The following is a 13302-nucleotide window of genomic DNA, read 5'->3' as shown; positions in this document are numbered from 1 at the left end:
CTTATTACCCCATTCCAACCAGAAAGGAGGAGCCGCTCCACCATTTGTGAAAGCGCATACGGAATGCTGCGCACCAGCATCCGAACCATAAGGAGAAAGGTGGCTGAACATGAAGCATGGAAGTAAACTCCGCTTGCATCGCAAGCTGTTGGCAGCGGCTCTTACCCTCCCCATGATCATCACGGGGAGCATCGAGTCGTTAGCGGCGCCCTCGCATCAAGCGGCAAGCAGCACGCAGCAAGGTGCCACAAAAACCAGCCGGATTCAGCTGGAGTATTTGGATAGGGGGATCGTATCGGCCTCCACTTCAGAGGGCAACTTTCTGAGCTGGCGATTGCTTGCCGGAGAAGTAACCGGTTATGACGACCAAGGGCTTACCGGTCCGACCTTTCATGTCTATCGGGACGGCAACCTGATTGCCGTCGTCGAGAACAGCACCAATTACCTGGACCGATCGGGCACGTCATCATCCTCCTATTACGTATCTGCCGTCGTGAATGGAAAAGAGGTCGACCAGAGCCTCACCTCCACTCCCTGGTCCTCCCCCTATTACGATCTGAAGCTAAACAAGCCGGATGGCGGAGTCACCCCGGCTGGGGAGCCTTATACTTACTCTGCCAATGACGCCAGCGTCGGCGATGTGGACGGCGATGGGCAGTACGAGCTTTTTGTCAAATGGGACCCTTCCAACTCCAAGGACGTTTCCCAAATCGGGTATACCGGCAACACGTACATTGACTGTTATACACTGGAGGGCATCCTGCTGTACCGGATCGACCTCGGCGTCAACATCCGTTCCGGCGCCCACTATACGCAGTTCATGGTGTATGACTTTGACGGGGACGGCAAAGCGGAAATGATGCTCAAAACGGCACCGGGCACCAAGATTCTTCGCTATGATCCAGCCGGCAACATGATCTCCCAGAGATACATCACGCTGCTGCCCGAGGATAGGAAGGCCGGATATTCCAATCAGGACGATTACCGGCTGAGCAAAACCGGCTACTACGAGCACATGGTAAACCTGTTCATGAACTGGCATCAGCATGAAGAGGTCGTAAGCGGCCGCTGGCCGGCCACGCTCGAAGAAAGCTTCGGCATCGATAAGAAGTACCATTATCCGTTATCCCGTACCGATGCCGAAAGCCTGGTCGATCACTTCATGGACACCTATGCGCCGCAGCGAAGCGCCCGCAACAATCTCCGGGCATTCGAAGGGTTCATCTTGGATGGTCCGGAATATCTCAGCGTATTTGAAGGCGCGTCCGGCAAAGAGCTCGAGACGATCCGGTATAAACCCGGCAGGCATGACGACGGTCTCATGTGGGGCGATTATGCCATGGCCCGGATCGAACCCGGCAATCGCGTGGATCGCTTCCTTGCCGCCGTTGCTTACCTTGACGGGGAACAGCCCTATGCCGTATTCGCCCGCGGTTATTACACCCGATCCACACTCGTATCCTACAAGTGGGATGGCCGGCACTTAAGCGAGCATTGGGCTGTGGACAGCGGCTGGACCCCGATGACCAATCCGTTTAACGACAGTCCGCATGGCCGGGACGGGAGCGATGCCGCATTCGGTACGTTAACGACGCAAGGGGCCCACTCGTTAAGCGCGGCTGACGTCGACGGCGACGGCAAACAAGAAATCGTCTACGGTTCGGCAACGATTGACCATGACGGTACGCTGCTGTACAGCTCCATGGATGTGCTCCCTCCTCAAAGCGCGGATCCGGGAGCGATGGCACGCCTTGGTCATGGGGACGCCATGCACGTCACCGACATCGATCCGGATCGGCCGGGTCTTGAGATCTTCATGGTTCATGAAGGCGGTGCCTACGCCCCTTACGGCTATTCCCTCCGTGATGCGGCAACAGGCGGGCTCCTCTACGGCGGCTATACCGGAAAAGACACCGGACGCGGCATGATCGGCGATATCGATCCCGATCAGCGGGGACTCGAAACATGGGCCGTCGGCACGTGGTCTGCAGATGGAGAACAGCTCTCTTCGACCATGCCGGGCACGAACATGAACATCAAATGGTCTGCGGATATGACCACCCAGATCGTGAATGGTAACTTGGATCAGACACCGGTCATCGAAAGCTGGCGCAGCGGGACGCTGCTAACTGCAGAAGGCACGCGCACCAATAACGGGACGAAGGGAAATCCTGCCCTCGTCGCCGATCTCTTCGGGGATTGGAGAGAGGAACTGGTGGTCCGGACCACGGACAGCTCGGCCCTCCGGATTTACCTGAGCACCGAGGTCACCGACCGTAAGTTCTATACGCTCATGCATGATCCGCAGTATCGGGTCGAGGTTGCCAGACAAAATACAACGTATAACCAGCCCTCTTACACCAGCTTTTATTTCGCATCCGATACGGATTTCTCGGAGGTTCCTATCCCCGTTTATCAATCCCCGGGCATGCTGAACGTGCTGGATCAATTGGTGAGCGAGTATGCCCGCGCAGGGGAACTGGCTAACCCGCTGCTGTCCCGGTTGAGCAATGCCTTGAAGCAGGCAGAGCATCACATAAGCAAGGGCTCCAGGGAACAGGCGCTCCAATTTTTAAATACATTCGTTTCTCAGCTGGAGGAGCATAAGAAACCCGGTGCGATATCGGATAGAGCCCGGATGAACTTGTCCTATCAGGCATGGACGCTCATCATCATGTGGAAATAGCTTAATTCCCTAAAAACAATCGCTAGCCTAAAAAGCCGCCTTCCGGATGCCAATTACTGATCCGGAGGCGGCTTTGCTTCATGACGATATTAGAATTGAACCGAAAATCCGTTGAACCGGTGAATGCCCGTTCCAAATCGGACAAGATCTTTTTCCCGGAGCTCCTGCACGGCTTCTTTTACTAAGTCCAGCCATGCCGGGTCCAGTCCAAGCGTATTATGAGAACCGAAGATCCGATTTACGCCTTCGATATTCGCGATCCGCTCCAGCGAGTTAACGAGATCCCCGGGACTCGTCGTCGGGTAGAAGGCATATACCGGCGTCTCATCATACAGCAAATCGCCAGTGAACAAGTACCCGCGGTTGGGTTCAAATAACGCAATATGTCCGGGCGAATGGCCCGGCGTATGGTAGATGACCAGGCTTCGCCCGCCAAGCTCGATGACGTCCCCATCCCGAAGCAGGCCGGTCGGCTGCCCCCGATAAGGGGTGTAAGCTGCCGGATCGAAGGAATCCGGTACGGGTCTCGTAATATCGCGTGATATATCCTTGCGGATTTGCTCAATCGAAAGCTTTTTAATGCCGCTGACCAGCCAATCCTCTTCGGCCTCATGCACATAAATCTCCCCGTACTGCCCGTGACTGCCGATATGATCTGCGTGAACATGCGTGGTCAGTACCATGATAGGCAAATCCGTCAGCTGATCCGTTATCCGCCTCATGTCGTCGATGCCAAGGCCCGTATCGATCAATGCGGCACGCTCGTCCCCTATCAACAGAAACGAATGCACCTTCTCCCAATGCCCGTACTCACTGATGGCAAACGTGCCTTCATCCAGCTGCGATACCGTAAACCACGCATCATCGATCACGATGGTATATTGATTATTGTCCATATGTATGTATCCCCCGTCCAGGATTATCGAATGGTGATATTCTCATGATCATCTTGGAATGCTATCAACGACATATAATAGCTCTTCTCCTCCTCGGAAAGCGAGCTTCTGCCGGATTCGGCACCTTCCATCGTGAAGTGTTTATCCAGAAGCCCCTTGAATTCTTCCACAAAAGCATGGAAGCTTTCCTGCGTTGCACGAAAGCGGTAGGTTCCCGCAAGATTTTTCCTGTGGTGCTCACTCGTACTGTCCAGTGCAAAAGAAGAAGCCGGGGCGGTCTCGATTTTGTCCCGCGTTACATCAAGCGTCTCCATGAATACCTGTCTTGAGGTTTCCACCAAATCTAGGCTTGGCAGCAAATGATCCTCCGGGATGAAGCGGCTTGCAACGGCGCGATAGTATTTCTGCACGATACCGTTCTTCTCTTCCTTCCTGACCACATGGATGATGCCATGCTTCTCCAGCTCCTTGAGATGAAAGTAAATATTGTTCCGCGTGATGCCGAGCATCTCGGCCAGCTGCTGTCCGGTGTAGGCATCCTTCACCAGATTCATCAGCATTTTGGTGCGGAGAGGATCCGCGATCGCTTTGAGCTGCTCATGGGTTTGAATTTTATAGACACCAGTCATTTTCATTTTAACACCTCCATACATTTTACCGGTAAATTAATTTTTACTGTTGATTGGATTTCATCCTACCATGACTTTGATCTATCGGTCAATCCTGACGCAGGTCTCCGGCTTATCAGACGAGCCATTCCCCTTCGCCTGGCGGTTGTGATATAGTATCCACGATCGTCTATTACGACATTATGTTCATCAAAGGATGTGCCTCCATGTTTGACCCGACTATATTCGAAAATCTAAAGGTTGGCATCGAGAATGCGGTTTATAACCTCGACAATCTCGATGAAATCATCCGCGTTTCCGATCGGAAGGACCTTCTGGATATGGCGACCTTGTCCAGAAGTTTTAGCCTCCGGTTCGAGCTGGTTCAGCAATCCGCGGCTTCAGCCGAAATTTGCCTGGAGACCGGGCTGCGGGATTTGGCGGCCGAGATTTTGGAAATTCCGGAAGAGCAGCCGGGCTGCGTGCTGAAGCTCCGCTTTCATAAAAACATTGCCGATCCTGCCTACTCGTGCCCGGTTATCGCGCAGATTGTTAAGGAGATATGGAATCCCGAGCTCCCGCCGGTGCAGACGATACGCTACACCTACGGCGACGATGCGGTCCCCATCCATAACACGATCGAGCTTCGCTTTCCCCGCAAAATCAACGAAAATCAGATGGGAGACATTCCGAATATCACGGAGTTCATGCTCCGTACGCTGGTTGAATTAAACCGGATCTAGCTTGCCTGCTTTCTGTCTAGCTGATCATCCTAACGGTGATGTTTCATTAAAAAAAGCCTGCCGCTAATATAGCGGACAGGCTTCTTCGTTCGTATGATATTAAGCAACAACCAACCGGATCCAGATGTCCGAAGGATCTTGAACGGCCCAGACGCCGTCCCGCTGTTCCAGGTGCAGCCCCGCTTCGCGAATGCGGCCGGTTACCGCCTCAAGCGCCTCATGGCTCGGAAGCTCGATCGTATAATTCTCCATTCCCGCAGCGTTCGGAGGCGTATTCGGTACCCCGAGTCCCGCCCAAACATTGAGCCCGATATGGTGATGGTACCCTCCTGCGGATATAAACAACGCTGCTCCCCCATAATGGGCGGTCAGCTCAAAACCCAGCACATCGCAATAAAATGCGCGGGCATCCTGCAGGTTGGACACATGGAAATGCACGTGCCCGATGACGGTCCCTTCCGGAAGTCCAAGCCATTCCTTCTCTTTGGAGAGAGCCAGCAGTCCTTCAACATCGACCGGGTCGGTGGTCATCACATATTCCCCTTTGGCATCGCGCTTCCAGGTATCCCGTGGCCGGTCGGCATAAATCTCGATGCCGTTTCCGTCCGGATCATTAATGTACAGCGCTTCGCTGACCAGATGATCGCCTTGGCCGACCGGCATGTTATGGGCGATCAGATTGGCAAGCGCGAGCCCGAGCGATTCCCGATCCGGTACCAGGATCGCAAAGTGGTACAGGCCTGCCGTCCGGGTCTGCGGCCTTGTCAGGTCCGAAACCTCCTCAATGATCAGCAGCGGCTGCTTGCCGTCCGCCGTCAATTCGGCCACCCGGCCATGCTGGCGCAGCATTTTTAATCCAACGACTTCCGTGTAAAAGCGTACCGATTGTGCCAGATTGCTAATCCGAAGAGAGACGGGTCCGAGCTTTGTGGATGGATGTATAATGGCTGTCATATTCTCACTCCTTGAATGTTGTTGTTTGATTTTTTCAAAAAATATATTCAGGTCTGCGACAGGCTTAACTTGTAATCGAAACAGTTACATCTTACTTGTAATCATTATAGTTACAGGACCATCCCGTTGTCAAACCCAGTAATTAACATATGAACAAAGGCACACCAACCAGGCCCAAAAGAAAACGCCCATCCTGCAAGGATTGAGCGTATCATGTATCATATATCATCTATTCACTGGATGTTCCGTTAGCAGATGCATGGATTTTCCGGACGATTTGCTCCAAATTCACCTCATGCAGCGTATCCTCCATGGCCTTCTGGGCGGCCGAGAACACCGGAACGATCGCCGTTTGAATATGTTTGCCAACAGGACATTTCGCGTCCGAATTCTCGTGAATACCGAACAGGGAACCTTCCTGCACGACATGAACGGCATGATAAATATCCAGCAGCGTAATCCCGGACGGAGGCTTAGCCAGCTTCGCTCCCGCTACGCCGGGTTTCACCTCGACCAGGCCCGCTTTGCTGAGCATGCCGACAATCCTCCGGATGACCACCGGATTCGTGTTCACACTCTCCGCAATATAATCTGAAGTGCTGACGCCAGCCTTATTCATCTCCAGCACGGAAAGAATATGAATGGCCACTGCAAATCGGCTGCTTATGTTCATGCGATCCCTCCTGACGGTCCAAATCTTCAGATGACTAGCATGTAACCATCATAGTTACATTAGACTCCAAAGTCAACGCTTCCGCCGTGTCCATGGAATGATAGGAAAAACTTGCTCATCCATTACGGCACATTGCGATCCTTCCCTAACTTCATGAAAAAAAGCCTCCATCCCGCTTGTGGCTAAGGAGAGGCTTTCTCACCGACGTAACCCGGCCTGAACTTAGAACATCGGGAATACGTATTTGATCAGGAAGTACAAGAAACCAAAAAAGATGATCAGATAAGCAACATACTTGATCAACGTAGAAGCTACCCTGCTGGAGTCGTTACGCTCCTCGATATTGCGGGTCTCGATCTCCACGTCTCGGTCACGCGGTCTGCTCATAGTTTCCACCTCCATCCGATTCGGATTCGCAGATGATGGTTATCTCTTGACGCTTACTACTCTTTACACGCTAGTCCAAGAGTTGAACCAATCTTCCGGAGGCGAGAAAACTTAAAGAAAGCCAATCATGGCAGGCAGAACGATAAAAGAAGCCAGCGTAGTCCACAGAATACACCTGGATACAAGCTTGGGCGCGGCATCGTACTCTTCGGCAAGGATGACCGCATTCACGGCTGCAGGCATCGCCGACAGTATCAGAATGACTGCAAACAAGGTACCCTCAATGGATAACATCGCGAGCAATCCCCAAGCCACCAACGGGCCCACCAGCATTCGCATCGCCATGCCCGACCAGAATCCGCGCTTTGAGACGGCGAGCGACGCTCCACCCTCCCGAACCCCAACCATCTGGGCTCCCAGTATGACAAGAGCCAGCGGGGCATAGGCGGCGGACAGCATGGAAACGCCGGTATTCAACCCTTCGGGGAGCTGGAAATCCGTCAACCGGAAGAGCACGGCAAGCGCCGCGGCGTAAACCGAAGGAAGTGTAAATACGGTCTTGATCGCTTTTACGGCCGAAAAATGAGACCGCGCTGCCAAATACACGCCTAATGTATTCATGATGATGATCTGCACGATGACATACACGGAAGCCTTATCCAGCCCTGCCTGCCCGAATGCAAGCAGCACGAGGGGAAGCCCATAATTCACGCTGTTGGTAAAAATGGTGGTCAAGGCGAGGCCCGATTTCTCCGTCTGGGACAAGCCCAGCATTTTACCTGCAAAGGTGCTGAGCGCCCAGAGGATGATCACGTTCAACAGGCAAAAGGCAACCGTCACCGTCACCTCGTTCGAGGTGATCGAAGCCTTTTCCAGCGTCTCGAAGATCAGTGCCGGGCTCAGCACATATAAAGACAGGGCCGAGAGCCCCTTGGTTTCAATTCCTTTAAATCGCTTAAGCAGCGCTCCGCCGATGACGGGCAGCGATATCGGAAGGAATACGCTGTAAATCGTAGCCAAAAAAGAAGAGATCATGAAGTCCACCCTTATACGAAGTAAAATATCATCATCTCTACATCCTAACCTAAACCTGCGGCATTCGTCCAAGATTCAAAGACTATAGGTCTAATAGGCTCAGGCTTTGATTATGCCATCTTCTTGATGACAAATGACACCGTGGTTCCTCTGTCCCTTGAGCTGTCGATCATGAGGCCCTGCCCATAAATCTGCTTCAAACGGCGGTCCGTGTTCATAAGCCCGACTCCCTTGGTGGCGCGATGTCCGCTTCCCAGCATCCTTCGGAGCTTCTCGGGATCCATCCCCGCGCCGTCATCCGCGATGATCACCTTGGCAGATTCAGCCTCTCGTACGATGCGGATGGTTACGGTCCCTCCCTGGGTCCGTGCCAATACCCCGTGAACGACCGCATTCTCCACGATGGTTTGCATCGTCAAGGGAGGAAGCTTCCATTGCTGCACGGCAACCTCGTCGGAGATATGCCAACGGACACGCAGCCGTTCCCCGAACCGCTCCCCCTCGATATACAGGTAAGAGCGAACCAAGCCAAGCTCCTGCTCCAACGGTATGAAACGGTCCAGGTTGCTGATATCATAGCTGGCTCTCAGATAATGGCTGAATTCTGCGATGAGCGCAATCATCCGGGAAGGATCCACCTCGCTTAGCGAAGCGATCGAATTTAAGGTGTTGTGCAGGAAATGCGGCTGGATTTGGGCCTGGAGCCAAGCCGCTTCCATATGCAGCCTCTCCTTAATGGACCGCTTCAGCTCCAGCAAGGCGCGTACCCTCGTTTTTAATTCCAGGTGATCCACCGGTTTTATCAAGTAATCGTTAGCTCCCGAGATGAACCCCATATGTATGTCCTCCGGCCGGTTTCTGGCGGTCAGCAGCAGGATGGGAAGCTCCGATAGCATATACCTCTGCCGAATCGTCCTGGACAGTTCATACCCCGACATCTGGGGCATCATCACGTCGGAAATGATAAGATCCCATTCTCCCTGCTCCAACAGCTGAAGAGCTTCCTCGGCGCGGGTAACGGTCACGATCCGATACCCCTCGTCTGCAAGCAAATGATGGATGACCTTCAGGTTAACCGGATCGTCGTCAACGATAAGCAGCCTGCCGTCGTTTGGACGGGCAAGCGCCAAAGCCTCCGATTCGGCGTCATCCTGTTCGTGCATATCTGACATATTCGATTGCGTCTCCTTCTCTTTCTCTGGATTTGAAGCCGGGGAATCCGCGATAAACTCCTGTTTATCCGCGTTCTCCTGCTTCATCATATCGTCCACTTTCAGCGTGAACGTAAAGTCGCTCCCCTGACTCGGAGCGGATGTTACGGAAATATCCCCTCCATGGAGCTCAACCAGTTGCTTGCTGATGCCCAGTCCAAGCCCCAAACCGCCTCCCGAAGCGGCAAAACCGGAATCTCCCTGCTCGTAGGGGAGGAATATTCGGCTTAACGTCTTTTCGTCCATACCGATCCCCGTGTCGCGAACGTGGACATAAGCCCTTCCTTCCATGACCTCGGCAGCCACCGTGATACGCCCCGCCTCCGTATATTTGATAGCGTTGTGAATCAGATTGAACATGATTTGAACCAAACGGCTTTCATCTGCCCATACCTTGGGGCCATCCTCCGCGATCTCGCATACGAGCTCGATTCGCTTGCCTTCCGCCATCGGACGGAGCATGTCCAGCACGCCTTGAACAGCCGAACCGAGGTGAACGCTCTGCACATTCAACCGAACGCGGTTGTCCTTCAATAACGAAACATCCAACAAGTCGTCCAGGAGCAGTGACATCCGTCTGCCGATGCCGGTGATCAGCTCCAGCTGATTGCGATCCTCTTGCTCCAATACGCTCCCTTTGCGTTCCAGCAGCGTTTGCGCCATGTTGATGATGCCGTGCAGCGGATTTCGCAGCTCATGGGACGTATTCGCCAGAAACTCATCCTTCATCTTGTCCGCTCGCTGCAGCTGCTCGGCCTGTTCCCTAAGCATGACGCTGTTTCTGGTAAACCGGATAAACCAGAAGGAAGCAAACCCGAGAAACGCAACGATCAGGTCGATCGGGTAAAAAGGCAGTTCCTTGAAATACCGGAATCTTAAAATTCCGCTTATCATAATGTTGCAGGAAACCGCAACCGCCGACAGCAGGATGATGATCGCATCTTCCGTCCGCTCGCTGACCGCCTTCCTGGCCAGCGAAGGCACGAACAGCACGGCGCTTAACAATACCACCGTCAAATATTTAGAGAGATGGACCATCAGATGAAACGGAAGCAGCAAATAGACTGCGGCATACGAAACCACAAACACCGCGTAAGCCCGGTAAAAGCCCTCCTTGATCCTCGGCTTTAGCAAATGCTTGGTGCACAGAATCAAGCATAAAGATATCGCGACATAAGCAATAACCTTAAGCTTCACCGCCCATTCGAAAGGGATGCCGGGCAGCCAAACCAACAGAAGCTTATCATCGTCGCTCAGCGTAGCCAGCAGCGTAAACAGAATAAGCCCGGCAAAATAAAAAAGCCCTCTGCTTCGATAGCCGATCAAGTACAAAATAAAAACATAGATGACATGGAGCAATAGCACGATGCACACCAGCAGCTGCATGTTCTCGGAGAAGGCCTTTCCCCTCATCACCGCTTCCGCCGTTCCGAATTGGATCGGCAGCCGGATCCCGCCTGAATCGGCATACTGATAGTTGCTCACTTCCACGATGATATCCAGCTCATCACCGCCAGTCGGGGGGATGAGCTCCATATGGGGGACGATTCTGGCCACGTGGGTCTCTGGCAGATCGGACGGATGTCCTGATTCGTGCAATAATTCCCCGTTTACATACAAACGATAGGCTGTACGGATATCGCTGATCCAGATGCCGTAAGTTTTGTTCCGATCCGGTACGAGCAGCTTGAGGCGGTAAGTCCCGTAGCCGATTTGGTTTCCGTTCTCGTTCACGCCCTCCCAGGGCCCCGGAACCTGTATCCAGCGCGGGTCGGCGGCAGCCGGCTCTCCTTGGGACGCTCCATCCGGGCCCTTCCATTGATTCGGATAAAAGGCCCACTCCCCGTTCAGGGCGACCCTGCTCCGGTCATCCGCCGGCCAAGCCCGAAGATCCAGCACGCCTTGCCGGAACGGACGTTCCTCGGGTACCGTAATGGTGTTGAACCAGACCAAGCGCACGGAAAGTAAAATCACGATAAACAGAAAAGTAATCCCCAGCAACCTTCTGCCGGAGACGGGCTTCGATTTGATATTGGAATAGATCGACAATATTAACAGTCCTTTATATAACGTATTGTAAGAATCAATAACACTACATAACTGTCCATTATTTTACATCGTTGCGATGCAATTGTCTGTCCCATTCCCTAAAGTTCACATGAAACCACGGGTTCGTCCGGCCGCCTAAACAATCGAAAGCGTTTTGCCCGAACGCTGAAGAGGCTGATGCGGGCATAATTCGTCAGCGGATACATGCTTCACCGTATAGTAGGAGTAGAATCTTTTTCTCCCGGAAGCTTCATAAATCCACGAAAAAAAGTCGAATATCGAATCATCCACCCATCTTCCGTTATATTCGATTAACGACCGCAAATATGGAATCTGAAGCTTCACGCCTCCATTCCACATGAAGATAAACGTATTAAACTCGGCATTTTTTTGCAGCAAAAAATGAACGGTACGCTCATCCAGCAAAAACTTCTCCTGATCACACAGAAATACCGGTCCCTCGTCCGTAGCAACGATGCCAATCCGCTTGCCGTTGAAGTAAACATAGAAGCCTCGGCAATGCTGGACATCCTTAGTTGCATCCAGCTCGATCTCCCGAAACGTACCAAGCTCCAGCCCCATGGCTTTATGCAGCGAAGATTCCTTAAATTTCCGAATGAATTTCATAACCGAATATTGTACCTCCCGATTCTTATGGTTCACACTCTACAGTATAAGAGGCGGTCCTCTACAATTTCTGAACAGGAACCAACAAGAACAGACCTTCGGTTGACGCATACAAAAAAATCACCGGTCATAGCGGCCGGTGATTCCTATCTTATGATTGCTTGACTAGGTCATTTATTGTATATGGGTGATTTGGATTCCATCGCTCCACTCGTCATACCATTTCTTGATGTAAGGGCTTGGCTCCTCACCCATCTCATCCTCCAGCACTTGACGCAGCAGGCTGAATTGACGGTGTACCTGGGCCGGGTTCCCCTGCAAGCCGTATATTTTCATCAATGAAAAATAGGCCTTCTCTTCCAAGGGATGCAGCCTCTGGATCGAGGCGAAGCACAGTACGGCCTCTTCGAAGCGTTCCTGATCCACATACCATTCCGCCATGGATAACGATACGCTGAGCCACAGCTCCTTCAGTCTTTGACGCTCGCCTTCCGCCCACCAATAATCATATTCCTGCAGATAATCCCCCGTATACAGCTTCATCATTTCAAGATGGCCGTCTATCGAATCGGCCGACACCGAGGGGTTCGCCATGAACCAGTTCTCCCACTCCTCGATGTCCAGCTGGACGTCTTCCACATTCAGCACATAGCCTTCCGTCGTGTTGGTGATTTGAAATCGGGTATCATAAGGCTCCAATGTTTTTCGGATATGATAAATGGCGGTATACAGCTGGGGATAGGCCTTATCCATGTCGAACTCCGGCCATAGCATATCGATCAGTGCCGACTTGCGCACCAGCTGCCCCCGATGCTGCAGCAAGTAAATGAATATTTCCTGGGCCCGGGTTGTCCGCCAATGAAGCATGGCGAATTGCCCCTGCTCGTTCGGCTGTTCGATCATAACCTGGCGGAACATCGTCATCCGAATTTTACGATTGGGGTTCAGGACCTCTTCCGGTCTGGACGCAATGCGACTTCGCAACCGCTCCATCGTTTTGGCTACTCGATCGATCTGGACCGGTTTGACGATATAATCGACGGCATTCAATTCAAATGCGGTAACTGCATATTCGTGATATCCCGTCACAAATACAATGCAGAGATGGGGCTTCTGCTCCAGCAGCTGCTCCGCCAGCTCGATCCCGTTCAATTCCGGCAAGCTGATATCCAAAAACACGATATCCACGTCCCTTGCAAGAATTTCCTTTCGCCCCTCAAAAGGATTCGTATACGTACCGATTACATCTATAGGCATGGTATCCAGTTTTAACAGCTGACGTTCTAAATACTTCAAGGCCAACGGTTCGTCATCTACGAGAATTACCTTCATTCATATAACTCCTTGGATTGGAAAAATACGGTCCTATGTAAACTATATTGATTCCTGCGCACGGTTGCAACAATCGAAAGCATGTTTATGACAATATTCTC

The 13302-nt window shown here is 52.4% G+C and carries 11 protein-coding genes; 2 read left to right on the top strand and 9 right to left on the bottom strand.

The window, feature by feature from the left end; translation table 11 throughout:
* Positions 1-109 precede the first annotated feature (109 nt).
* Positions 110-2686 (top strand): rhamnogalacturonan lyase, encoded by a 2577-nt coding sequence (locus RB298_RS25430; protein ID WP_486049117.1) that lies wholly within the window; start codon positions 110-112, stop codon positions 2684-2686.
* An 89-nt stretch (positions 2687-2775) separates the two neighbouring features.
* On the opposite strand, the gene RB298_RS25425 is transcribed toward RB298_RS25430, so the two are convergent.
* Positions 2776-3582 (bottom strand): MBL fold metallo-hydrolase, encoded by an 807-nt coding sequence (locus RB298_RS25425; RefSeq protein WP_096776444.1) that lies wholly within the window; start codon positions 3580-3582, stop codon positions 2776-2778.
* 23 nt (positions 3583-3605) lie between these two features.
* A complete protein-coding gene (locus tag RB298_RS25420; RefSeq protein WP_096776701.1) occupies positions 3606-4211 on the bottom strand; it encodes an ArsR/SmtB family transcription factor in 606 nt (201 codons plus the stop codon).
* 206 nt (positions 4212-4417) lie between these two features.
* Here RB298_RS25420 and RB298_RS25415 point away from each other — a divergent pair, with 206 nt between their 5' ends.
* The gene (locus RB298_RS25415) at positions 4418-4933 is read left to right on the top strand and encodes a hypothetical protein (RefSeq protein ID WP_096776445.1); all 516 of its coding nucleotides are present in this window, start codon (positions 4418-4420) and stop codon (positions 4931-4933) included.
* A gap of 99 nt (positions 4934-5032) precedes the next feature.
* Here RB298_RS25415 and RB298_RS25410 read toward each other — a convergent pair whose 3' ends face one another.
* From RB298_RS25410 to RB298_RS25380, 7 genes are all read right to left on the bottom strand, one after another.
* Positions 5033-5887, bottom strand: a complete 855-nt coding sequence (locus tag RB298_RS25410; protein ID WP_096776446.1) for a VOC family protein — start codon at positions 5885-5887, stop codon at positions 5033-5035.
* A gap of 229 nt (positions 5888-6116) precedes the next feature.
* Positions 6117-6560, bottom strand: coding sequence for an Rrf2 family transcriptional regulator (locus RB298_RS25405; protein WP_096776447.1), 444 nt, complete (start codon positions 6558-6560; stop codon positions 6117-6119).
* A gap of 222 nt (positions 6561-6782) precedes the next feature.
* Positions 6783-6947, bottom strand: a complete 165-nt coding sequence (locus RB298_RS25400; protein ID WP_009589346.1) for a hypothetical protein — start codon at positions 6945-6947, stop codon at positions 6783-6785.
* Positions 6948-7058: 111 nt separating this feature from the next.
* Entirely contained in the window at positions 7059-7982 is a 924-nt protein-coding gene (locus RB298_RS25395; protein ID WP_277746805.1) for an AEC family transporter, read from the bottom strand.
* 110 nt (positions 7983-8092) lie between these two features.
* Positions 8093-11242 (bottom strand): ATP-binding protein, encoded by a 3150-nt coding sequence (locus tag RB298_RS25390; protein ID WP_486049113.1) that lies wholly within the window; start codon positions 11240-11242, stop codon positions 8093-8095.
* A 135-nt stretch (positions 11243-11377) separates the two neighbouring features.
* Complete coding sequence (locus tag RB298_RS25385; RefSeq protein ID WP_015737173.1) at positions 11378-11869, bottom strand: hypothetical protein; 492 nt, start codon at positions 11867-11869, stop codon at positions 11378-11380.
* 174 nt (positions 11870-12043) lie between these two features.
* The gene (locus RB298_RS25380; RefSeq protein ID WP_036662794.1) at positions 12044-13201 is read right to left on the bottom strand and encodes a response regulator; all 1158 of its coding nucleotides are present in this window, start codon (positions 13199-13201) and stop codon (positions 12044-12046) included.
* Positions 13202-13302 lie beyond the last annotated feature (101 nt).

This window comes from Priestia sp. BR_2 (assembly GCF_041954005.1).
GTDB classification, from domain to species: Bacteria; Bacillota; Bacilli; order Paenibacillales; family Paenibacillaceae; genus Paenibacillus_AQ; species Paenibacillus_AQ lautus_A.
Note: the sequence above shows the minus strand (reverse complement) of the source record. Positions and strands in the feature narration are given on the sequence as shown.